The 21949-nt window shown below is 47.5% G+C and carries 22 protein-coding genes and 1 pseudogene; 11 read left to right on the forward strand and 12 right to left on the reverse strand.

Features of this window, described 5'->3' with window-relative positions; genetic code table 11:
• Nucleotides 1–52: 52 nt before the first annotated feature.
• Nucleotides 53–2101, forward strand: a pseudogene (locus AM1_RS44285) (prolyl oligopeptidase family serine peptidase).
• A gap of 351 nt (nt 2102–2452) precedes the next feature.
• A complete protein-coding gene (locus tag AM1_RS22140) occupies nt 2453–2824 on the forward strand; it encodes a cyclic nucleotide-binding domain-containing protein (protein WP_012165134.1) in 372 nt (123 codons plus the stop codon).
• A 29-nt stretch (nt 2825–2853) separates the two neighbouring features.
• On the opposite strand, the gene AM1_RS22145 is transcribed toward AM1_RS22140, so the two are convergent.
• The 5 genes from AM1_RS22145 to psb29 all read right to left on the reverse strand — a co-directional run bounded on the left by AM1_RS22145 (nt 2854) and on the right by psb29 (nt 7040).
• Nucleotides 2854–3939 (reverse strand): hypothetical protein, encoded by a 1086-nt coding sequence (locus AM1_RS22145; protein WP_012165135.1) that lies wholly within the window; start codon nt 3937–3939, stop codon nt 2854–2856.
• Nucleotides 3940–3948: 9 nt separating this feature from the next.
• Complete coding sequence (locus AM1_RS22150) at nt 3949–4533, reverse strand: PAP/fibrillin family protein (protein WP_012165136.1); 585 nt, start codon at nt 4531–4533, stop codon at nt 3949–3951.
• A gap of 108 nt (nt 4534–4641) precedes the next feature.
• Nucleotides 4642–5289 carry a bifunctional 4-hydroxy-2-oxoglutarate aldolase/2-dehydro-3-deoxy-phosphogluconate aldolase gene (locus AM1_RS22155; RefSeq protein ID WP_012165137.1) on the reverse strand — a complete coding sequence of 216 codons (648 nt, stop codon included), beginning with the start codon at nt 5287–5289 and terminating at the stop codon, nt 4642–4644.
• A gap of 20 nt (nt 5290–5309) precedes the next feature.
• Nucleotides 5310–6272 carry a DUF362 domain-containing protein gene (locus AM1_RS22160; RefSeq protein WP_012165138.1) on the reverse strand — a complete coding sequence of 321 codons (963 nt, stop codon included), beginning with the start codon at nt 6270–6272 and terminating at the stop codon, nt 5310–5312.
• A 24-nt stretch (nt 6273–6296) separates the two neighbouring features.
• A complete protein-coding gene (gene psb29, locus AM1_RS22165) occupies nt 6297–7040 on the reverse strand; it encodes a photosystem II biogenesis protein Psp29 (protein ID WP_012165139.1) in 744 nt (247 codons plus the stop codon).
• A 375-nt stretch (nt 7041–7415) separates the two neighbouring features.
• Here psb29 and AM1_RS22170 point away from each other — a divergent pair, with 375 nt between their 5' ends.
• Nucleotides 7416–8438, forward strand: coding sequence for a hypothetical protein (locus AM1_RS22170; RefSeq protein ID WP_012165140.1), 1023 nt, complete (start codon nt 7416–7418; stop codon nt 8436–8438).
• A gap of 51 nt (nt 8439–8489) precedes the next feature.
• On the opposite strand, the gene grxD is transcribed toward AM1_RS22170, so the two are convergent.
• The 3 genes from grxD to AM1_RS22185 form a co-directional block, all read right to left on the reverse strand.
• Nucleotides 8490–8813 carry a Grx4 family monothiol glutaredoxin gene (grxD, locus tag AM1_RS22175; protein ID WP_010478029.1) on the reverse strand — a complete coding sequence of 108 codons (324 nt, stop codon included), beginning with the start codon at nt 8811–8813 and terminating at the stop codon, nt 8490–8492.
• A gap of 57 nt (nt 8814–8870) precedes the next feature.
• Complete coding sequence (locus tag AM1_RS22180; RefSeq protein ID WP_012165141.1) at nt 8871–9143, reverse strand: BolA family protein; 273 nt, start codon at nt 9141–9143, stop codon at nt 8871–8873.
• Nucleotides 9144–9241: 98 nt separating this feature from the next.
• Entirely contained in the window at nt 9242–9886 is a 645-nt protein-coding gene (locus AM1_RS22185; RefSeq protein ID WP_012165142.1) for a hypothetical protein, read from the reverse strand.
• Nucleotides 9887–10213: 327 nt separating this feature from the next.
• Between AM1_RS22185 and AM1_RS22190 the strand changes: the two genes are divergently transcribed.
• Genes AM1_RS22190 through AM1_RS22205 form a run of 4 tightly spaced genes read left to right on the forward strand, consistent with a single transcriptional unit; the run spans nt 10214 to nt 14680 of the window.
• The gene (locus tag AM1_RS22190; protein ID WP_012165143.1) at nt 10214–11596 is read left to right on the forward strand and encodes a nicotinate phosphoribosyltransferase; all 1383 of its coding nucleotides are present in this window, start codon (nt 10214–10216) and stop codon (nt 11594–11596) included.
• A 40-nt stretch (nt 11597–11636) separates the two neighbouring features.
• The gene (locus tag AM1_RS22195; RefSeq protein WP_012165144.1) at nt 11637–12269 is read left to right on the forward strand and encodes a nicotinate-nucleotide adenylyltransferase; all 633 of its coding nucleotides are present in this window, start codon (nt 11637–11639) and stop codon (nt 12267–12269) included.
• Nucleotides 12270–12307: 38 nt separating this feature from the next.
• The gene (locus AM1_RS22200) at nt 12308–12961 is read left to right on the forward strand and encodes an NUDIX hydrolase (RefSeq protein ID WP_012165145.1); all 654 of its coding nucleotides are present in this window, start codon (nt 12308–12310) and stop codon (nt 12959–12961) included.
• 9 nt (nt 12962–12970) lie between these two features.
• On the forward strand, nt 12971–14680 hold the full coding sequence (locus tag AM1_RS22205) for an NAD+ synthase (RefSeq protein WP_012165146.1): 1710 nt from the start codon (nt 12971–12973) through the stop codon (nt 14678–14680).
• Nucleotides 14681–14699: 19 nt separating this feature from the next.
• Here the strand turns inward: AM1_RS22205 and AM1_RS22210 are convergent, their stop codons facing one another.
• Complete coding sequence (locus tag AM1_RS22210; RefSeq protein ID WP_012165147.1) at nt 14700–15128, reverse strand: phage holin family protein; 429 nt, start codon at nt 15126–15128, stop codon at nt 14700–14702.
• A 332-nt stretch (nt 15129–15460) separates the two neighbouring features.
• Here AM1_RS22210 and AM1_RS22215 point away from each other — a divergent pair, with 332 nt between their 5' ends.
• Complete coding sequence (locus tag AM1_RS22215) at nt 15461–16495, forward strand: potassium channel family protein (protein WP_012165148.1); 1035 nt, start codon at nt 15461–15463, stop codon at nt 16493–16495.
• A gap of 10 nt (nt 16496–16505) precedes the next feature.
• Here the strand turns inward: AM1_RS22215 and AM1_RS22220 are convergent, their stop codons facing one another.
• Together AM1_RS22220 and AM1_RS22225 are read right to left on the reverse strand one after the other, a co-directional pair.
• Nucleotides 16506–17108, reverse strand: a complete 603-nt coding sequence (locus AM1_RS22220) for an ExbD/TolR family protein (protein WP_012165149.1) — start codon at nt 17106–17108, stop codon at nt 16506–16508.
• Between the two features lie 33 nt (nt 17109–17141).
• Nucleotides 17142–17810 (reverse strand): MotA/TolQ/ExbB proton channel family protein, encoded by a 669-nt coding sequence (locus tag AM1_RS22225; protein WP_010478008.1) that lies wholly within the window; start codon nt 17808–17810, stop codon nt 17142–17144.
• Nucleotides 17811–18109: 299 nt separating this feature from the next.
• Between AM1_RS22225 and AM1_RS22230 the strand changes: the two genes are divergently transcribed.
• The 3 genes from AM1_RS22230 (at nt 18110) to AM1_RS22240 (ending at nt 20675) form a co-directional block, all read left to right on the forward strand.
• The gene (locus AM1_RS22230; RefSeq protein ID WP_012165150.1) at nt 18110–18412 is read left to right on the forward strand and encodes a YkvA family protein; all 303 of its coding nucleotides are present in this window, start codon (nt 18110–18112) and stop codon (nt 18410–18412) included.
• A gap of 42 nt (nt 18413–18454) precedes the next feature.
• A complete protein-coding gene (locus AM1_RS22235) occupies nt 18455–18892 on the forward strand; it encodes an acyl-CoA thioesterase (RefSeq protein WP_041660166.1) in 438 nt (145 codons plus the stop codon).
• Between the two features lie 478 nt (nt 18893–19370).
• Nucleotides 19371–20675 (forward strand): hypothetical protein, encoded by a 1305-nt coding sequence (locus AM1_RS22240; protein ID WP_012165152.1) that lies wholly within the window; start codon nt 19371–19373, stop codon nt 20673–20675.
• A 138-nt stretch (nt 20676–20813) separates the two neighbouring features.
• Here AM1_RS22240 and bchI read toward each other — a convergent pair whose 3' ends face one another.
• Nucleotides 20814–21827 carry a magnesium chelatase ATPase subunit I gene (gene bchI, locus AM1_RS22245; protein WP_012165153.1) on the reverse strand — a complete coding sequence of 338 codons (1014 nt, stop codon included), beginning with the start codon at nt 21825–21827 and terminating at the stop codon, nt 20814–20816.
• Nucleotides 21828–21949 lie beyond the last annotated feature (122 nt).

Genomic DNA, 21949 nt, shown 5'->3' on the forward strand with positions numbered 1-21949 from the left:
AAACTCAGGTTAATTAGGCCATAACTGAGGTTCAGCTTAAAGGCAGAAGTGAATGGAAAAAATACAGTATCCGCCCTCTCCCCGTGGTCAACACGTAGATAACTATCACGGAGAAATCGTTTCTGATCCCTACCGATGGCTTGAAGATCCTCAAAGTGCTGACACTCAAGCTTGGATTCAGGCCCAAAATGCTTTGACGTTTGAGTTTTTGGAATCCATACCAGAGCGATCGCAAATCTAATCCCGTCTCACTCAGTTGTGGAATTATGAAAAGCTGAGTGTTCCCTTGAAAAAAGGCGATCGCTATTTTTTCTCCAAAAATAATGGTCTCCAAAATCAAAGCGTGCTCTATTCTCGAAAGAGTTTGACTTCAGAGCCCGAAATGATTCTCGACCCGAATCTCCTTTCCGAAGATGGCACGGTCGCCCTATCGGGATTAGCCCTGAGCGATAATGCTCAATATTTAGCCTATGGATTATCAGAATCCGGTTCCGATTGGCAAACCTGGCACATTCGAGATCTATCCACAGGCGAAGATTTATCGGAGCAACTGCAATGGATTAAGTTCTCAGGGGCAGCGTGGACCGCAGATCATCAGGGGTTCTTCTATGGGCGATACGATGAACCGGATGAAAATAATAAACTTGAAGGCGTTAACTATTATCAAAAGCTTTTTTACCATCGTTTAGGAACGCCCCAGTCGGCAGATCTGCTGATTTATGAACGGCCTGACCAAAAAGAATGGGGATTTCAAGCCGTCGTATCAGAAGATGGAGATTACCTCCTGATCCATGTGTGGCTGGGGACAGATGCCCGTAATTTATTGTTTTACAAAGATCTTAAATCGCCTGAATCTCCGGTTACTGAGTTAATTTCCATCTTTGAAGCGAGCTACAGTTTTATCGGCAATCAAAAGTCCCTGTTCTGGGTCAAAACGGATTTAAATGCACCTCGGGGGCGGGTGATTGCCATCGATCTTCATCACCCTGACCAAGAACACTGGCAAACGATCATCTCTGAATCCGCCGATACCCTGGAAGGGATCGGTATTCTCAACCATCAATTTGTCGCAACCTACCTCAAAGATGCGAGATCGCAAGTCAAATGCTTTGCCTTAGATGGGCAGGAGCTAGGAGAAGTATCGCTTCCTGGAGTCGGTAGTGTCAGCGGGTTCTATGGCAAGACAACCGAAACGAAAACCTTCTACAGTTTCACGAGCTTTACGACACCGACCTCGATCTATCGTTTTGATCTAGAATCTGGTGAATCAACCCTCTACTGGCAACCTCAGGTTGACTTTAATCCCACGGAGTATGAAACTCAGCAGGTCTTCTTTACCAGTAAAGATGGTACTCAAATTCCCTTATTTCTCAGCCATAAGAAAGGCTTGATCAAAGATGGGAAAACTCCTGTCTATCTCTATGGCTATGGGGGGTTTAATGTATTCCTGACTCCGTCTTTTTCCCCGGTTCAACTCGCCTGGATGGAAATGGGCGGTATCTTTGCCCTACCCACATTACGGGGTGGAGGCGAATACGGTGAAGAGTGGCATCAGGCTGGGATGAAGCATCATAAGCAAACGGTTTTTGATGATTTTATTGCAGCTGCCGAGTATCTGATTACAGCAGGATATACCTGTACAGACAAATTAGCGATCGCAGGGGGAAGCAATGGAGGATTGTTGGTTGGAGCCTGTATGACACAACGGCCAGATTTATTTGGTGCCGCTTTGCCAGCGGTTGGCGTCATGGATATGTTGCGATTTCATCAGTTTACGATTGGCTGGGCTTGGTGTGCAGAATATGGTAGCTCCGAAAATGCCGAGGATTTCCCTGTCCTATATGCCTATTCCCCCTTACATAATCTCCAAGGGGACACCTCTTACCCAGCTACTTTGATTACTACCGCAGACCACGATGATCGCGTTGTACCAGCTCATAGTTTCAAGTTTGCGGCTGCGCTCCAAGCCGCGCATTCAGGGATGGCTCCAACCTTAATTCGAATTGAAACGAAAGCAGGGCATGGTGCTGGTAAGCCAACTCAGAAACAGATAGAAGAAGCCAGCGATCGGCTTGCTTTTGTCAAGCATGTTTTAGCTTGAATTAGGGGATTGGTATTAGGCTTGATTGGTGCCACATCTAGTAAAATCGCATTGTCCGGCATTAGTTTCTGAACAGGATCTACAAGGTCGAACTGGGTTTTTGAGTAGACCTTTTGCAATCTTCATTTCACGATGGGCTATTCACTCAACCTATGCCGCAATCTGACTTGAATTTTTTAGTCCTCTACCCTGTCGTTAGCGGAATTATGCAAGAGGTCTAATCGTCATCAGAACAATAGTGAGCGATAAAATCCATTGAAATATAATTTATGAAATTAACCTGATGGGTTCAAAGCAGATCTGAAGATTATGGCGTACCCTTGAAATAATCTAAAGAGATTTATCGTTCCTATGTCAGAACCTGCAAGAACCGTCAGTATCTTTCATAAAGCCGATGCTCCCCTGTTTAAGAAAGCAGGAGAAACTATATTTGCAGAAGGTGAGGCCGGCGAAGTCATGTACGGGCTATTAACGGGAAAGGTCGATTTAGTCGTCAAAGGCAAAGTCGTCGAAACCATTCAAGCAGGAGATGTCTTTGGAGAAGGGGCTTTAGTTCAACCCTCCGGGACGCGAGCCTCAACAGCCATTGCCCGGAGTGACTGTAGCCTGGTGTACTTGAATCAGGAGCGATTTCTATTTGCGATTCAAAACACCCCAATGTTTGCCATTGAAGTGATGCGAAGTTACTCCGATCGACTTCGCCGACTGAAGCATTTGATCTAGCGTCCCTTCTTGAGTTACTCCTGATTGAGTTAATCCTGATACAGATAATTAATCACCGCCGTTGCCAGGGTATGGGTGCCATCTTTGGGCAAGGAGGTGTCTTTGCGTGGGGGCAGTAAAGGCTGAAAGAGGAATTCCCACTGGCTTTCGGTAAATTCGTTTTCTGCCAGCAAATAATGATGGTTATAGTCTTGTAGCCCGGTGAGTAGAAATTTCGCTTCGGCAAAATCATCCCTAGGGATGGAAATAATGGGAATATCCAGAAGACAGGCTTCGGAAAAGGTGCCATACCCCGGTTTGCTGATGATACGACCACATAGAGGCATCATATCTACGGGCCGATATTTGCTATCTGTCACTTTGATCAGGTTGCTATAGATATCTGGAGCAAGGCGATCAAAGGTAATAAATTGCCAATCAGGAAATTGCTGAAGGTTGCGGTAGGGAATCTTTGCCAGCCCCAAACCACCAAAGCTTAGCAGTACGGTTTTCTCGGGATCCGCCGTAATCCCAAACACGCGGCGTAATTCGAGGGTTGTATAGCGGGGTGAAGCGCCCGTCAAGCCAATATCAGTCACGTTTGCAAAAGCTGACATGGGTTCGTGAAAGGGGAGACGAAATAAGCGATCACATTTGCCGAAACACTCCCGCACCCATTCCACAATCTCAGCAAAATCCTCTCCCCACTGTTCATAGATCAAATCCCAACCAAAGTTGCTGGCCATCCAGCAGGGTATTCCTGCTTTTTCAGCAATCACGCTCGCTAAGGGGGGAATATCTGCTAAAACGAGCTGAGCTCCCGTCTGCTTGATATAGTCCACCTCTGCATCGACCAACCGCTGTTGATAGGTTTGAATCTCCTGCAATTGCGTTAGGGTCGCCGGAATATTCATATTCAGGCCATCCTTCTGAATCACGCCAACATCGAAGACCCGCGAACGGTAAATAAAATCTCCAGGCAGGTAGGACTCAATCAGCCAGCGAGGGGCACTCGTCACCACAATCAACAGCACATCGGGGACCAACCGCTGAATTTCTGCTAAGACCGCTGCAGTACGAGTGGCATGACCGAAGCCATGATTCGTGATCGCTGCATATAACGTGGGTCGGGCCATCCTCAACCTTTAGACTCTTGTCAACACAAAGAGGCTATCATTATTGCCTCGACCAATGCGTAAGTCCTCATCTAGATAGGTGGTTTCTAGCCAACCCGCCGAACGATCGGTATCTAAGGGAACAGAGAGGGCTGCAACTGGACTCTGGGTTTCCAATCGAGAAATCAGGGTATCCAGGGAGGGATAATTCATGAGCCCCTTCACCCCCACAATAGTCCGCTCAAAATTGACTTGGACTCGTCGCTCCGATACGGGGGTCAGCCGAGCTGCCACACACAACACTCCTTCTAAGAATGGGATACCCTGTAGCTCCAAAACGTTATAGAGCTTCAGCTCTTGTCCTCTAATGCATTGATGAATGGGCCCGGCAGGCACCACGGGCAAACGCGCCAAGCCCAACAGGTCAGGGCTCGTGGTATAAATTAACCGCCAAACCCCACTGAGGCGGTCTCGTTCATTTAAGGGCTTGGGGGTGGGATTTTGAACTTCGAGCTGAACGACTTTATCCAGCACTAGGCTACGATTGGCTTCGGTGGTGATCACGCCTCGATTTGTACCTGCGATCGCAGCCAGTAACTCTGCCTTGGCAATCATGTCTCAGCTCCCCAGTATCAACACGATAATCATCCATTCCCAACATATCGCTCCCCGTCATTGTAACCAACCTCACGAGAGCGCTGTTGGACCAGTTGTGCCGCTCCATTAATCGCAGCAGAGGTCCTGTAATTGTTGCAATAGCTGCTCTGTTCGGCGGGTGATAGCTGGCCAATCCTCAGCTTGGAGTGCTTCTTTGGGAAATAAGTAACTCGATAGCCCCACACCCACTGCTCCTGCTTGTATCAGGGCCACCGCGTTTTCTAGGGTTACGCCCCCCGTGGGAATCACAGGGATATGCCCTAAAGGCCCCTGCAAACTCTGGATATATTGGCTGCCTCCCATCATTTCCACCGGAAAAATCTTGACACTACTGGCCCCTGCCTGCCAGGCCGTAACGATCTCAGTGGGAGATAAGGCTCCAGGGATAATGGGGATATCTTGGGCCACCGCTGCCTGAATAATGTTCAAGTTGACATGTGGGCAGAAACAAAACTGTGCGCCCGCTGCGATCGCAAAATGTAGCTGATCAACCGTCAGAATCGTTCCCACACCAATTTGACAGTTGGGTAGAATTTCACGGAGCTGAGTCACCAGGGTCGCGGATTGATAGCTATTCCAGGCAATTTCGATTAGCGTCATCCCAGCTTGAGCAATCGCCTCCGCCATGCGAACACCAAGGGTTAACTCAGGAGCCCGAACTACACCAATTGCACGATGATGTCTCACCGTCTTTAACCAAAGATTTTGCGTCAAAGTGAAAAAGCTATCGTCACCTACCGCTGAGCATAGGCTGCCATCGGTTCTTTAATCCAGCGGATGTAGAGATGCTTAAAGGTCGATCTCAACACTCGTGGTGCGCCAAAATCAATAGGCATCAAATTATCTGGCAACCGCCAATCCCTGATCTGCAATTCATGGGGATGACATAAAGGGAACTGAATATCTTGCCAGTCTGGACAATATCCAAGGCGAAGCGCTGCCGCCATCGTGGGCACCAGTTCTGGTGCCACCTGCAACATCTCCAGAATCGCTCGGTCTAACGCAAAAACATCAGCAGAAGCCGCTATTATCCCTAGAGGCCTCGGATCACCGTTACTAGGACCATTCCCCTCATGGGCAATGATGCCATCCACAATGGTTAGATGAGGAGAGAGGGTTCGGGCGGTTTCCACTAACATTTCTCCAAACCGATCCACATCCTTACCGGCTTCCATATGCCACCAGGCCTTCATTTTGCCGGGGACGCAACCGAATAAATTTTTAACGCCCAACGTCATCGTCAGCTGAACATGGGATTTTACCTTCGGTAGGTTAATGATCACATCGGCTTCCATCGCTTCCTTCGACAGCCTCAGATGATCAAACGTCTGACTTTCCGTGGGATAACGGCTCCCATGTAATTCCACAATAGGAATATTGAGGGCCGTTAACATCGGCTCATAACCATTGGCCTCTGCTACCCCCCGAGCACTCCCAAACGCCGGACTATCCCCAATAAAAGGATGCCCCCCGGCTGCGATGACCATCTCTGCCACCCTCGCAACCACTTCCGGTCGAGTCGTACATTCGTTCTGGGGACGCCCCCCTGTCAATAAATTGGGTTTGAGCAAAACCCGATCCCCTGGGGTAACAAATTTTGCCATCCCTCCCAACGGTACCAGCACCGATTCTAGGGATTCCTTTAAGGAAGGTTGCTCATAGCTATGAGCCGGAGTAAGGCTGACAGATGAGGTCATGGCATGACTCCTTTACACAGCAAACTAACTAGAGACTTCAGAGGTGGGTTCAGAATCTGGGGTACTCGCCTCGGTAGTAGGCGTATCATCAGAGCCCTCTTTTTTAGCCTGGTCTGCTTCTCTACGTTTTTTCTGGGCTTCCAAAATATCATCCATGGCCTGACGAACTTGGGCAATTTTGTCCAAGTTACCTCGATAGATTTCTAGATCCTTTTGCAGCTTACTCTCAGAGATATTGAGCACTGTGCAAATATTAGGTAAAAACTCTGCCAAAGATTCTTCGTCTTGGGTGATGTTCCCTTCACTGAGTTCTAAAAGGGTAAACAACCCGATCGCAAATAGACGACTGTATTTAAACTTAGGGTTTTGAGCAATATTTCGTAGCTGCCATTGCAGCTCATCGCCCCCGGAGTTTGCCGCTTGGGTAATCCAATCCAACATTTCCTGGGCAGATTTCGACTGGGCCAATTCGGTTAAACGCTGGCCGTCCTTCTTCATTTGGACGGGATCGGCTTCCTGGGCCTTACAGATGGCGCTAAAGATTGCATCTTTATCATTCTCAGGCTGATACCCATCCATAAACCGGTCAAAGGATGTAGTCACGCCCAATGCAAAAATAGGATCGTAGCGAAAATCTTCATTCACCCGCAGTAGATGCATCTCTACCATGAGCTCCTCTACCACCCTTCGATACACTGAATTTACGGGACGGGTATGAATAGAGTAAAAAGCTCGTTTTGTGTCAGAAACAGTACGCAGGTTATTCACAATAAGGGAAAAAAGAAAAACTACAAATATTAACTCAGCGAAATCGGTGGGTCACTAGGTGAGAAGAAAACCATGAGGTCTTAGAATAATAAAACTTCAGTCTTTCTACATCAGTGTGGTCAATAACCTAGATTGGTTTTAGAATCTGGACAGACAGAGAACTAAACGTCCATTTATTGTTGTTGGCTATCGTCTGTTAGGTTAACAGATACTTGCGATTGAATGTTTAACCTCTCAAGGGAAACTAATCCAGGGCTAAATTCAGTCACCATAACCCACCATATTGATGATATTTCAAGAACTAGGATATTTCACACCCTGTAATGGGTAGGATAACTATAGGTGAGAACAGCAAATCTAGGGTAGAAATTTGTAGTGGACGTTGATCAAACAAAAATTCTGAAACTCGCTCAACAAGGAAATCAACAAGCTATTGCTGTGGTACTCAATCGTCACCTGATGCCCAAAGGTGCTCATATCAAAGTGAAGCATAAAGACGATTGCTTACAGATTCTTCTGCATACCCCTCAAAAAGCGCAGCAATCTACATTGATTCAAATGCTCCGGGATCAGCTGTTGATGCTCCACCCTGCTGGGTTTAGTGCAGTCAAGATCTATAACCCGCACCCTGGGAAAAAGACAGCCAGCCTTATTCACGAGTTTGGACTCAATACGGCAGCTTCCGCCCGCAACGCTGCACCTACCCCTAGCCCGCCTCAACCTGTTTCTCCCCACCGCCAGGCTGCACCAACCCCTCAGCGATCGTCTGTCGCTGAAGTCCTGCTCCACATGAGTAGTTTGGAGGATCTTAAAGTTCTCAAGGATCATCCATTCTTTACAGGTAAGTGTCCTCGGTGTGGTAGCCCTTACATTCAACAAGATCCACCGCCCGTTTATTGGGATTGTCAAGAATGTGGTTGGGAAGATAATTTAAGCCAGCTCGTCCCGCAAACGAATTCAGATAATACCAACCAAAAGAACTTTGCCGATAGCAAGAAACTTGGCAATTACCTAATGGAGGCGGGGCTATTAACCTCAGCACAGATCGAAGTAGCCCTGGCCGATCAGCAAATCACTGGTATGCGCTTGGGAGAAGTACTGGTCCGTAGAGGCTGGGTCAAAGAAGAGACCATTGAGTACCTGATGCAGAAGGTCATCTTACCTGAAAGAACCTCCTCCCAAGACCAATCGACGTCCTACATGGAACTCAGTCGGAAGCTCTTAAAAACGTTGATGAGCCAAGCTGGACCTACTTCTAGCGACAATCCAGAGCCAGACACCCCCCCTACACCTACTCCCGAAAAGCCCAAAGCACCCATTGCCAGTGAACGGGCGACTTTAGTGCTACCAGATGCAGATGTCAGTGACTATCTTGATGATTTCCCATCCATGAGCTAAGTCATTTTAATGACTGAAAAGCCCGTACCTGGAAAATCATGAGGACATGATTTACGAAGCTAGAGCAACCTCGACCAACTGCTGCAACTCACCCTGCTGATATAGTTCGATCAAGACATCGGAACCCCCTACAAATTCCCCATTGATATAGACTTGGGGAATAGTGGGCCAGTTGGAATACTCTTTAATACCTTGACGAATATCGTAGTCTTCTAAAACATCTACTGTTTCGTAAGGAACGCCAAGGCTATTGAGAATCTGAACCGCGTTGTTGGAAAATCCACATTGAGGCATCAGCTTAGAGCCTTTCATAAACACAAGGATTTTGTTGGTTTGAACTAAGCTATCCAGGCGTTCTTTCAATTCAGGTGTCATAACAGGATCCAAAAAATACGTCTAATCAGGAGGTTAATCATTGAGGTGGGTTCGCCTTTAGGAAGGCTGCACCACATCGGCTTGTTGGGTCTGCCACTTTTCAGGTGTGAATGTTTTCAGCGCTAGGGCATGCAACTGCTCACTGGCCATCACTTGGTTAACTGAGCGATAGACCAACTGATGTTGTTGGACTAGGGTTTTGCCTTCAAATTCGGCAGAAATGATCGTCGCTTGATAATGATCACCCCCCCCAGTTAGATCCTGAACGAACACTTCAGCCCCAGGCAAACCAGCTTGAATCATTGCAGTAAGGTCATCCGGGTTAATCATCTAGATGCTTGAGGAAAATAAGAACGTCACTAGTCTAGCTTTAAACTATGAGTCCATTATGCTGCCTCAATAGGCCAAAAAGCTGATGAGAAGAGGACTTACTTGGATTGTGCAGGCGCTTCAGAAGAGGTGTCAGGAGACGTAGAGGTTTTGGCTCCTGGGGTACGGGGATAGGGAATGTCAGAAAAGCCGAGTTCTACCAACTGCTGATAGGATTTTTTACCCAAATCACGAGACGGGTTTTGGCTACGGATAATCTCAATTAATAAGGGAATCGCTTTCTCGGGCTTATTTTGGGCGCGATAGACCAAAGCCAGCTGATAGGTTGATTTGTCTCTAAGCTGTGCCGTTTCCAGTGCTTTTTTCCGGTGGCTTTCGGAAACACGGCGGTCAACGCCTAAAAAGCTGGAGGTCAGGGTTGAGTAGAAGTTGGAAAGCTGGTTCATGATTTGACGAGCATCTTGAAGCTTGTTTGCCGCCAAATCGAAATTCTGAGAATCGTAGGCCCCCTCGGCTTCAGTCATCAAGCGTTTCCCCGCTGGAATACTGAACAACCCCCCTGTAATACTGGGACTCAATACTTCAACATTATCTAAATCAGAGGATGGTGTCGCACCAGATCCATCTAGATCTCCTGCACGTTGGGCTTGAACTGATACAGGCAAGAAGGAGGCAAAAGAGACAGACGCAACCAATAGGGCTAAATATCGGTTACCGGGGATGAATGAACGGGAAGGTTGCATAAACACTGTTCGATAAACTCTGTAAGGACGCTGACGTAATCAGTTCAGGTTTTGGTCATCTTATCATTTGCCGTCGTAGCAAAGATCCCTTGAATCCTTGACCCTGCACTTCAACAATCTGTTTGACGATCCGGGTCCCTAAAATTGTTCCGTTGGGGTGAATTAGGCTAAAGAGATTATCTGCCTAATTTTAAAGGCTCTTTGCGTTTATGGTAATTTTTACTATAATTAAGGCAAGCGCTTCTAAATCAATTGAAAATTGTTTTTTGCTCAGCGCTGATTCCTGGCTGTGCAGGAATTTTATGGATATTTACTAGGAGTCCAGTGATGTTAGAACTGGTTACGCCCCCTGAGGTAGCTGATCAATCTTTAAACCTCTCTGCCAGTGACTATAATCTCTTGACTGATTTATATCAAGCCACCATGTCTGCTTGCTATTTAAATGAGAATCTGGCGGAAATACCGGCAAGCTTCGAGTTAACGGTTCGGCGCTTACCTGACAAGTTCGGCTATTTAGTCGCCATGGGTTTAGCACAGGTTTTAGATTACCTACAAAACCTAAAATTTACGGCTCGGCAAATTCAGTATCTTCAAGAAACCGATTTATTTAGTCATGCCCCTACTCAGTTTTGGCGCATGTTAGAAGAAGGAAAATTTACTGGTGACGTGTGGGCGGTCCCGGAAGGAACAACCATCTTTGCCAACGAACCCTTTTTGAGGATTGAAGCGCCGTTGTGGCAAGCCCAGTGGGTAGAAACGTTTATCCTCAATACCATCAACTATCAAACCTTAATCGCCACTCGTGCGGCTCGGTTGCGAGATGTGGCCGGTCCTGATGCCACAGTTTTAGAATTTGGAACCCGCCGAGCATTTGGGCCGCAGGCGTCTGTATGGGCGGCCCGAGCTGCCTTGGCTGCCGGATTAAATGCCACATCGAATGTCTTAGCGGCCCAACTTTTGGGCCGACAGCCCAGTGGAACGATGGCCCATGCGTTAGTCATGGCCATGACGGCCACTCAAGGTACTGAACTTCAGGCTTTTACCGCTTTTCACCGCACCTTTCCTCAGGCGGCGCTGTTGATTGATACCTATGACACCCTCGCAGCAGCCCAAACTCTGGCGGAGAAGGTTAACGCGGGGGAACTAGAAGTACCGGCGATTCGCCTAGATTCAGGGGATTTAGTGGAATTATCCCAACAGATTCATCAGCTCTTGCCGGAAGCCAAAATTGTGGTCAGTGGAGATTTGGATGAACCAGAAATCCTCCGACTCCGCCAAGCGGGAACCCATATCCATGGCTATGGCGTCGGGACAAAGCTGGTGACGGGCAGCCCTGTCAACGGGGTATATAAGCTCGTCGACATCGACGGCAAGCCCGTGATGAAGGAGGCCAATGGCAAGATTACCTATCCGGGGCGCAAACAAATTTTTCGCCAGTTTCATCACGGGCATGTGAGTCAAGATCACCTGGGATTAGTCAACGATTCGGCTCCAGGGGGTCAACCTCTCTTGCAGCTCATGATGAAAGCAGGGCAACGACTCAAAACCCCAGAATCTCTAGAAACCATTGCCCAGCGAACCTTAGACTCTGTGCAGAGCTTACCAGCAGACGTCCGTTCTGTGGTTAATCCAGTTTCTTTACCTATGCAGTTATCGACCGATTTACAAGCCCTAACGGCGGCGACTCGCCGGACATCAAAGGCTGCTTAGCCCTTAACTTCTTGCCCAGTTCGCTCAGATGATTCGATCTATGACAAAAATTGCACTTTTTGGCACCAGTGCTGATCCGCCCACCGTGGGACATCAATCCATTATTGAATGGTTAACTGGGCTCTACGATTATGTGGCCGTCTGGGCCTCAGATAACCCCTTTAAACAGCATCAATCTATTTTGTCTGAACGCCAACGCATGTTGGCCTTGCTCGTTCAGGATTCACAGCAGCGACATCAACAGGTAGGCTTACGGCCTGAGTTAAGTCATTCCAAGACCCTGTTCACGGTGCAGCAGGCCCAACAGCTTTGGCCCCAGGCTGAGCTTACCCTGGTCGTCGGTTCAGATGTGGTGACAACATTGCCCCATTGGTACGGGGTTGAAACTTTATTCCAGCAGGTCCAGCTCCTGATTTTGCACCGCCCCGATGCACAGCTCGATCCGAATGCCTTAATAGCCTTGCAACGGTTGGGGGCTCAGTTTGCGATCGCAAATTTCCAAGGCCCACCTGTCTCCTCTAGCCACTACCGCCATACAGGGGATATTAACGATGTCCCGCCTGCTATTGCCGCCTATATTCAACAACATCATCTGTACTCATGGAACGTGCCCCATCCTCATCTCGACGAGAGTCCACAACCTCTACTCTTGACTACCCCACCCCAGCCCTAGCGGAGTTTAAGGTTGGCGTCGATAATGTCATCTTTTCTGTGGACACTGCTCAAAATCGCCTGCTGGCCCTACTCGTCAAGCGCAACAGCGATCCCTATGCTGGGGATTGGGCCTTACCCGGAACCTTAGTGCAGGAGGGCGAATCCCTGGAAGCTGCCGCCTATCGGATTCTGGCGGAAAAGTTACGGGTAGAAAACCTGTATTTAGAACAGCTCTATAGTTTTGGCGGTCCCCACCGAGATCCCCGAGAAGCACCAGACAGTTATGGGGTACGCTATCTATCCGTTAGCTATTTTGCCCTTGTTCGCTTTGAAGATGCCATGCTGATCGTGGATGAAGGCTGTGAAATCGATTGGCATCCGGTGGAGACTTTACCCACTCTCGCCTTTGATCACCCCGACATCCTTGCCTATGGCCATCGGCGGCTCTGTAACAAATTGGAGTACAGCCCCGTTGCCTTTGAGGTGTTGCCAGATTGCTTTACCCTGGCAGATCTCTATCAGCTGTACAGCACGGTTTTGGGGGAGAACTTTACGGATTACTCTAATTTCCGATCGCGACTGTTGAAATTAGGATTTTTGGCCGATACGGGGGAGAAAATCTGCCGGGGAGCAGGTCGTCCGGCCACGTTATATCGGTTTGATGTGGAAGCCTTTGCCCCTTTTCGAGATAAACCGCTAGTGTTTGTGTAGGAACGAAACATGAAGATTGCGATCGCACAATTGAATCCCACGATTGGTGATTTGGTCGGGAATGCTGAAGCTATTGCAGCGGCGGCCACGGCAGCCGAACAGGAGGGGGCTACCTTACTCTTGACTCCAGAGCTATCCCTATGTGGCTATCCCCCTAGAGACTTGTTGCTCGACCCCAGCTTTGTCGAGGCGGCCCAGACTACCTTGGACCAGCTCGCCACCCATTTACCGGCCAAACTCCACGTGCTGGTAGGCAGCGTGCAGCAAAACGCAGCTCAGGGGGGAAAACCCTTATTCAATAGCATTGTTCATTTGCATAACGGCGAGATTCAGCAGTGCTTTCATAAGCATTTGCTGCCCACCTACGATGTGTTCGATGAAGATCGCTATTTTGAACCCGGCCACCAGCCCAATGTGCTGGACCTGAAAGAAGGCAAAATTGGGGTCACTATCTGTGAAGATCTGTGGAACAACTCAGAGTTCTGGGAGAAACAAGCCTACGCCGTGGATCCAGTTGCTGAACTGATGAGCTACAACGTGGATTTGATCATCAACTTATCTGCCTCTCCCTTCTGCGTCGGCAAACAAGCACTGCGAGAAGCGATGTTACGGCACCATGCTCAGCAATACCACTGTCCCCTGATCTATGCCAATCAGGTGGGTGGAAATGACGACTTGATTTTTGATGGCCGCAGTGTCGCCGTCAACCGCCAGGGAGATGTAGTGGGACGGGCCAAGGGCTTTGCCCCTGACTTGTTGCTCTTTGATTACGAGGCCCATGATCTGCTGCCCAGTCGAATCGAGCCTGCGGTATCGGATATCAATGCTGAAATCTGGTCAGCCTTGGTATTGGGATTGCGAGACTATGCCCAAAAATGTGGATTTAGTCAAGCCGTTCTGGGATTGAGTGGCGGTATTGACTCTTCCCTAGTGGCCGCCATTGCCGCTGCCGCCTTGGGTCCTGAGAATGTATTGGGTGTGCTGATGCCTTCACCCTACAGTTCTGATCATTCCATCAAGGATGCGGAAGATTTGGCCCAGAACTTGGGAATGCCAACAACACAGTTAGCGATCGCATCAGCAATGCAGACCTACGACCAGATCTTAAGCTCCGTTTTTGCCGGGACCGAACCCGGTGTCGCCGAAGAAAATATTCAAGCCCGGATTCGAGGTAATTTGCTGATGGCCATTGCTAACAAATTTGGCCGTTTACTCATTTCCACGGGCAATAAATCGGAAATGGCCGTGGGCTACTGCACCCTCTACGGGGATATGAATGGAGGTTTAGCAGCCATTGCAGATGTGCCTAAAACTCGGGTGTATGAGCTATGCCGTTGGCTGAATACCCACACGCCACCCGAACTGGAAGAGCATGGCATCATCATTCCTGACTCTGTGATCACCAAGCCCCCTAGCGCTGAACTTAAGCCCGGCCAGGTGGATCAAGACTCTTTGCCTGATTATGATGTTCTCGATGATATTCTCTATCGCTATGTCGATCACCACCAATCGAGCCAACAAATAATCGCGGCAGGTCATCCTACCGCGATCGTGGACCGAATTATTCAAATGGTCAAAAGGGCTGAGTTCAAACGCCGCCAAGCCCCTCCTGGGCTCAAGATTACGGACCGAGCGTTTGGCACAGGTTGGCGTATGCCCATTGCGGCTCGAACCACCTGGCCACCTACAGCAGCTCAGCCGGTATCCGTTGAGACCTAATGGCTCGCCAGCGGAACGATTAACCGATTCCAGCCACCACCAATGCGGCTTTTGCCGTTCCACCAAAAGGGAGGAGGTGGTTAATCACTGTATTCAGTATGGTGAGTAGGATGGAGCCCACAATGGGATCTAAAATTTTATTTTTCAGGCTAAATCCAGGAACCAACGCTGCAGCCAGCGCGAAAATAATGATATTCAGAACAAAATGAATGGGGCCAGCAATCACAATATCGGTCAACTTCGGCCCCAACTCTAATAGAGCGAACAATGGCACGACCAAAGCATTTAAGATACCGAAGACAAAGGCAGAAAAGACAGCCTTACCGGGGCTATCAATCTCAACCCCCACAAATGGCAATTTGGAAATAATGAAGAGACTAATAGCGGTCACAATCAGTTTCAGGACGAGTCCCAGGATTGTGTTAACGCCCCATGCTAATGGAATCACTTGTCTATCCTCCTCGGGTAGAGTATTGGTTGATGACTAATAGAGTAGAGTCACTCGTAATAAGTCCCCCCGTGGATTACTCCACACTTAGTGACTACCGTTTTTGATTCAGATTCCTAATACTCCTACCGTATTATTTGCTACTAAACCCCAGAATATTTAGATTTGTTTATAAAAAAGCGAAATACTTCGTCATACTCCTAAGACCTGAAATTATCGAGACGCAACTCAAGCCACTCTCATCTGTAAACACGCCGATCTAGACATACTATTTAGAAGCGAATATCTTTGTCCCCAGATATTCAAGTCACTATTGTCGACGGACTATTGCCGTGTACTCGATCTTGGAGAAAAAATATCAACAGATTCAACGAGAGTTAGCTTTAGGAATCGGAGCTTTTGGGGGGGTCATTGCTCTAGGAACCCTTTGGTATTGGTTAGTCGAACATTGGCCCCTGACCGATGCCCTCTATATGACGGTGATCACTCTCTCCACTGTTGGCTTTATGGAAGTCAACCCCCTCAACGATCGCGGTCGAATATTCACGATTGTCCTCATTATTGTAGGAGTGACCTGGCTTGGCTATATTGCTAATCGTTTTACCGAAGCGATCATCCAAGGGTATTTCCGGGATGGGGTCCGCCTTCAACAGCAACGGCGATTATTAGAGGAAATATCGGGGCATTTTGTGCTCTGCGGGTTTGGTCGGACGGGCCAACAGATTGCCCAAGAGCTAGCCTCAGAGAACATTCCATTTGTGATTATTGATCAGGATGAAGCAGGGGTAGAAATGGCCCAAAACTTGGGCTATGTCACCGTCCAAGGTGGTGCGACCCAAGATCAAACCCTATTACAAGCTGGTATGGAACGAGCCAGCGGTATCGTCACCACTCTTGCATCCGATGCCGACAACCTATATGCGGTGTTGTCTGCAAAAAATATCAATCCTAAAATCAAAGCTATCGTTCGGGCGAATAGCGAAGATGCCCTTGCCAAAATGCAGCAAGTGGGGGCAGATGCGGTTGTTTCCCCCTATATGACCGTTGGTAAACGGATGGTTGCCGCGGCTTTACGGCCCCAAGTCGTCAACTTCATGGATGTGGCGTTAACAGGCAGTGAACCTGACTTTTATATTGAAGAACTGCTGATTAATGCAAATAACTGCCCCTATGTGGGTCAGACTTTGGGCGTTGCGGATGTGCGATCGCAAACCGGTGCCTCCATCCTCGCCATCCGTCGAGCTAACGGCGAACTGATAGGGGCGCCATCAGCACAAACCGAATTTCGCAGCCAAGATCTATTGATTTGCATGGGAACAACCCAGCAACTGCAAGCCCTCAACCAAGCCTTATCGCCTCAGAGCTAACGGCAATCTCTCAGGGTGCAGCCGGAATAGGTTGGGGTTGAGACCCCGGCAAAGGAGCAAGGGGTTGTCCTGGCAAAGGCGTCGTCGTAGATGGCTGATTGGGCACCGTAGGAAATGATCCTGGATTCGGACCATCCACAGACGGCACGGGTAGCACATCATTTTGACCGGGTGGTTGACCAGGGATCTGACCGGGAGGGGTGACTGGATCACTTTTCACTGTCTCTAAGGCAACCCGCTCTCCGCCCACAGACCGCAGCATATCCAAAACCGTAATCACCTGGTCGTAAGTAGCACCCCCATCCGCCTTCAAAATCACAACCCCTTGAGGGGTCGTTTGCAAATAGCGGCTCACCAACTGCTTCAACTGAGTTTGATTCACCGGTTGATTATTAGCCAACAGCTCCCCGAGGATGCCAACTTGCACCCTAAACTTACTGCTAAATTGGGGCGTTCCTGTTTCTGCCTTGGGAAGATTAAGGTTAATCCCTTCGGGGCGACTCAAACCTACCGTCCCCAAAATAAACACCGCCAGGAGACAAAAAACAACATCCAACAGCGGAATTAGTTCAACTTGAATGTCTGCATCTTCATTGTCTAAAAATGTTTTCATAGGAATTCAAACTGGCACTGAACAGGCAAAGTATTATTCTTGAGAATCGTTTTGAGGGGGCAGGGCAGGCCGTGTTTCGGAGGGCTGCAGCCAAAACTGTCGATAGACCAGCTCTAGTTCATTCCCCGTCCGTCGAAATATACGCGCCTGATTAAAGACCAATCCTTGAAACAGCCGATAAAAGGTCAGGGAAACAATCGCAATGGCCAATCCTACCAATGTACTGGTTAAAGCCTGGTCAATTCCTAAAGCTGGATTACCAACAATTTGACCAAATTCCTCAAAATTTAATTTACCTAGGGAATTTTGCAAGCCTAAAATAGTACCAAATAGTCCCAGTAATGGAGATAAAGCAATCACAGCTTCTAGGACTTTGCTTCCCTTTCGCATAGCCGTCAGCTCTTCATCCGCAGAGGCTTCTAGAGCTAATCGAAAAATTTCCGGTTCTTGATTCGCTAACCGTAAAGGAGTAAACAGAAATCGACCGATGGGTTGATTGCTAAATTGTCGAGCCAGGTGAGTCGCTTCATCCCAATCTCGGCGGGCAGCATCCAGAATTTGCTTCGCTGTTTTTCGTTCTCCTTTGAGAAGATTGCTCCAGAACCATAACCGCTCAAAAACAGTTCCAATCGCTAAAATGGAGAGTCCGAGTAATGGCCATATTGTGGGCCCTCCCTTCTCAAATAGCTCGATAATATTCACGATACTTCCTTTGCCCAATCCGACGATGAGATCAATAATGTTCGACGTTTTCTGTCTATTTCTGTCTCATCATGAAGTATAAGATATAGCATGACTTATTCATTTATGAAATAAATCTAGTCGACCATCAATTCCCCGATATTGCTCTATTAGAAGAACAAATATAAGTATTGCCGATTTAAAAAAACATATTAAGCCAATTTTGTCCCATCACAGGCAGAGAACACTCTGACGGGAATCCACACCAGATCTGTTATCTAATTTCTGACAAGATAGTAGGGCAAAGGAGATATAAGCTAATGAATTTTTCGATCAAAGCACTATATAACTGGTATCGAAACAGTCTGCGTAATCCGAAGTATCGGGGATGGATTATTGCCGGCACCTTGGCATATCTCTTAAGTCCCTTCGATATTTCTCCGGATGTCTTTCCCCTCATCGGTCAAATTGATGATCTTGCCTTACTAACGCTCTTTATCTCTGAACTCTCTCAGTTGTTTATTGAAGACTATAAAAAGCGCCAAGTAAACACACAGCCGGAGAGCAATGAGGCCGATAGCCAAGAAACCGTTGATGTTGATGCAGTGCCCATTCAGGACTGATGTATCTTAGGTGGGGCAAGCCGTTATTTGCCGCAATTTTTCATGAATGCTTCCCCTCAAGGTTCAAGTCCATGGTTTGAATATCCCGTTTGGGTTCAGCCTTGTCATACGGATTATGCCGGAGTGGTCTGGCATGGCTCCTACCTAGAATGGATGGAAGCTGCTCGCATTGCTGCTTTTCGTTCCGTGGGGCTGGAATATTCAGCATTAGTCCAATTAGGCTGCGATCTCCCCGTCATTGACTTATCCCTTCGATATCAAAAAGCCATCCGGATGGGAAATGAGGTCATCGTTAAAACTAGAATTAGCAAATTGGACAAGGTTAGACTTTTCTGGGATCAAGATATTTTCTGCATCAATACTGAAAAACCTTGTGTGTTGGGACGCGTTACCCTTGTACCTGTTAACTCTGAAAATGGACGGATTCTGCGGACCCCCCCTCAGGCCTTACAGGATGCCATTCACCAACTCATAAGTTAAAGAAACGCAATCTTACACCACCATTAAGAAAAAAAATAAGTCTTTTTGACTTTTTTCTGAATTTTTTTTAGCTAAAAATCAAGAAAGTCATCACTTTTGTAATTGTTAAGCCCATTTCAGGAAATGTCTAACTTACGTACATCTTATATATAAGATCTAGCTTTTTAGTCTTTTTTGATATTCAAAATGTCTCTTTCTTATACAGATAAATTAATCGCTAATTATGATTGGCAGATTAGTCTTTCTAGGCTGGCCATCTCCAGAACATTTCAGTGACCTGGATCACTCTTTAAAGTGCGTTTGATCACACCTAAATTAGAAACATATTTTGTAATTTGATTACAAGTTTGGGCATACTAATCACACGCTACATAATTCAGGAAGTTGGGGAGCACCTTGAATTAGGAAGCAGTTAACTCAAGCACCCGTGTTTGTTGTCCTGATCACTTAACTGTAAGCCCTATTCTCTAGAAATCCAGTGAACACCCAGTTGCCTTATCATCATCATTCCCGGTCTGTTTCTAATGAGCAGAGAGTTTATGATCATCTTCTTACTTGTGTCCGCTCTGAATCTCCACAAGATGTTTTATACCGATTTCAGTCTCTATTTCTAGGCACATCAGGATACCAAGAACCTGAGATTAGGCAAGCAATCAATGCCATTGTCAAATCTACGACTAAACAAGATGAGTTTTGTTTATTTCTCAATCGATGTTGCTATATTTTAGTCAACCGTTGGCAAACCCAATTTGATTGTCGTTATGCTATTTCACAACTGATTGATCTTCTAGGCCAGGCAAGCGGTATGCCAGCTAGCTTAGGTCGAACTCAGACAAAGACTCGGCTACGGTTGCTCGTCAAGCACTTTACTAAAAGCCAACACTTTCAGCGATTACGCCGATTTGCAGATTTTATGAATCCAGGGGGAGCCGCATCTGGGCAGCAACCCCTAGTCACTCTATTACAGCGATATCCTTACCTGTACAAGCATTGCTTGGTTTCGCAAGGGGATACCCAAGAACATCAGCAAGTGATTCATCAAGCCCAGGTTCAAGCTCAGCAAAAGTTTGAGGTGGATCTATCTCTGTACATGACGGATCTCTTAAAGCGACAAACCCGAGATCCTCAACCGTTAATTCAAACAGTTGGACAACCCCATCCACAGCAGGGAAAAATTATTCAGCCCGTTCATAACCCCACTCTGTTAAGTGATTCAGATCTGCGCAGCTCCTTAAAACATTTTGTCGGCAAGGTGGATGCGCGCAATACCCATCAGGACTTAGCCAAACAGTTCCTGATGCAGCAGCATGCCGCTACTTCAACCTATAAACATTTTAAAAATGACTTTTATGAGTATCTAGTCTCATCCATCGATACAAAGTTTGGCCAATGTCGGTTTAATAACCAGCTGTATCAATCCTTGCAGAACATGTTCCCTGAAAGCAACGATCGCACCATGAACGACTTTTTGATGGTGAGAACCTGCCAGCAGGTCTTAAATTTCCTAGTCATTGAGAGTCGTCAAAAACCCAAGCATTGGATTTTCATGGATTTGATTAATAATGTGGGGTCCACTTCTACCGTTAGCTTGGTGCTCAAAGTAGTCTTAATTTGCAAGAAAATTAAGCCCTACTTAGAAAAAAGATTTGCACTACTGTTTAACCACTATGAATCCCAGAAGCAAGCTTCTGTGCAATGGCTAGTGCACTGTTTTGAGAAGCTGAATCTAGCTTGGTGTGGTCTTTTCGGTAAATTTGATTATTCTTACGTATCCGTTCTTTAACCACCATCACTGCGGAATGGCTCTTCTGTACATGCAAATAGGGGATCGACTGTCCGACCTGAATAAATCAGGAGACTAGCAAATACGGCCCTTTTTCTTACCGAGAAGAGGTAGCCAAACATTGATGGGGGCTACCGTTTAAGCCGCGATGTCAGCTTCTTCCTCATCCGGCAAACCAAAGACTTGACGGAAGACCTTACTGACTTTGTAGCCAGAGTCGATTGATTCAAGAGGATCTTTTCTGAGGCGGTGGCGTAGACAAAGGGTGATCACTCGACGAATATCATCAACCGTGACTTCTGTACGTCCTTCGAAGGCCGCAATGGCTTTAGCTGCACGGTTAGAAACAATATCGCCTCGTAGGCCATCGACGTCCAGCTCGGAACAAACCTGAGAAATATTGACCCGCAGCTCATGATCAATATTGACGTTAGCAAGATTGTTTTGAGCATTAACAATCTGATCCTGGAGCGCCTTTTGGTTATCCGTATGATTGTCCAAATAAGCGTTGGGCTCTTGATCAAATTGAGAGCGCTCTTCCACAATTTGCACTCGCAGGGTTGGATCTTTCACCGTATGAATTTCGGCATGCATCCCAAAGCGATCGAGGAGTTGGGGACGCAACTCTCCTTCCTCTGGGTTACCAGACCCGACCAATACAAAGCGAGCCGGATGACGAATCGAAATCCCTTCTCGTTCTACGGTGTTCCACCCCGAGGCAGCTGAGTCGAGCAACACGTCAACCAGGTGATCATCCAGAAGGTTGACCTCATCCACGTAAAGAATGCCTCGATTGGCTTTTGCCAATAAGCCGGGTTCAAAGGCTTTAACCCCTTCAGCCAGGGCCTTTTCAATATCAATGGTGCCGCAGACCCGATCTTCCGTCGCCCCTAGAGGCAAATCCACCATGGGCACCTGCATTTGGGCGATGGCTGGGGTTTGGCCGCTTGCGGTTAAAGCTTTGACCTCATCACTCATCAGTTCTGGATCTGTGGGATCACTATTAAAGGGATCATCCGCCACCACATTAATCTCGGGCAGCAAATTGGCCAAAGCTCGAATGGTTGTGGTTTTGCCGGTACCACGATCACCCATAATCATCACGCCGCCAATTCGAGGGTCAATGGTGTTGAGGATCAGTGCCAGCTTCATTTCTTCTTGGCCGACGATCGCCGTGAATGGGAAAACAGCGCGTGTAGGCGCTTTGGTCGCAGTAGAACTCACAGAAATACCTGATTTAATAGCTTATATATCCAGTGTTTCCCATTGTGCCA

The sequence above is a fragment of the Acaryochloris marina MBIC11017 genome (assembly GCF_000018105.1).
In the GTDB taxonomy this organism is placed as follows: domain Bacteria; phylum Cyanobacteriota; class Cyanobacteriia; order Thermosynechococcales; family Thermosynechococcaceae; genus Acaryochloris; species Acaryochloris marina.

What these genes read in the sequence shown, in the direction of transcription:
- AM1_RS22140 (WP_012165134.1), top strand. Translation starts at nt 2,453, where the DNA reads ATGTCAGAACCTGCAAGAACCGTCAGTATCTTTCATAAAGCCGATGCT.
- AM1_RS22145 (WP_012165135.1), bottom strand. Translation starts at nt 3,939, where the DNA reads ATGGCCCGACCCACGTTATATGCAGCGATCACGAATCATGGCTTCGGT.
- AM1_RS22150 (WP_012165136.1), bottom strand. Translation starts at nt 4,533, where the DNA reads ATGATTGCCAAGGCAGAGTTACTGGCTGCGATCGCAGGTACAAATCGA.
- AM1_RS22160 (WP_012165138.1), bottom strand. Translation starts at nt 6,272, where the DNA reads ATGACCTCATCTGTCAGCCTTACTCCGGCTCATAGCTATGAGCAACCT.
- grxD (WP_010478029.1), bottom strand. Translation starts at nt 8,813, where the DNA reads ATGACACCTGAATTGAAAGAACGCCTGGATAGCTTAGTTCAAACCAAC.
- AM1_RS22180 (WP_012165141.1), bottom strand. Translation starts at nt 9,143, where the DNA reads ATGATTAACCCGGATGACCTTACTGCAATGATTCAAGCTGGTTTGCCT.
- AM1_RS22185 (WP_012165142.1), bottom strand. Translation starts at nt 9,886, where the DNA reads ATGCAACCTTCCCGTTCATTCATCCCCGGTAACCGATATTTAGCCCTA.
- AM1_RS22190 (WP_012165143.1), top strand. Translation starts at nt 10,214, where the DNA reads ATGTTAGAACTGGTTACGCCCCCTGAGGTAGCTGATCAATCTTTAAAC.
- AM1_RS22195 (WP_012165144.1), top strand. Translation starts at nt 11,637, where the DNA reads ATGACAAAAATTGCACTTTTTGGCACCAGTGCTGATCCGCCCACCGTG.
- AM1_RS22205 (WP_012165146.1), top strand. Translation starts at nt 12,971, where the DNA reads ATGAAGATTGCGATCGCACAATTGAATCCCACGATTGGTGATTTGGTC.
- AM1_RS22220 (WP_012165149.1), bottom strand. Translation starts at nt 17,108, where the DNA reads ATGAAAACATTTTTAGACAATGAAGATGCAGACATTCAAGTTGAACTA.
- AM1_RS22230 (WP_012165150.1), top strand. Translation starts at nt 18,110, where the DNA reads ATGAATTTTTCGATCAAAGCACTATATAACTGGTATCGAAACAGTCTG.
- AM1_RS22235 (WP_041660166.1), top strand. Translation starts at nt 18,455, where the DNA reads ATGAATGCTTCCCCTCAAGGTTCAAGTCCATGGTTTGAATATCCCGTT.
- bchI (WP_012165153.1), bottom strand. Translation starts at nt 21,827, where the DNA reads ATGAAGCTGGCACTGATCCTCAACACCATTGACCCTCGAATTGGCGGC.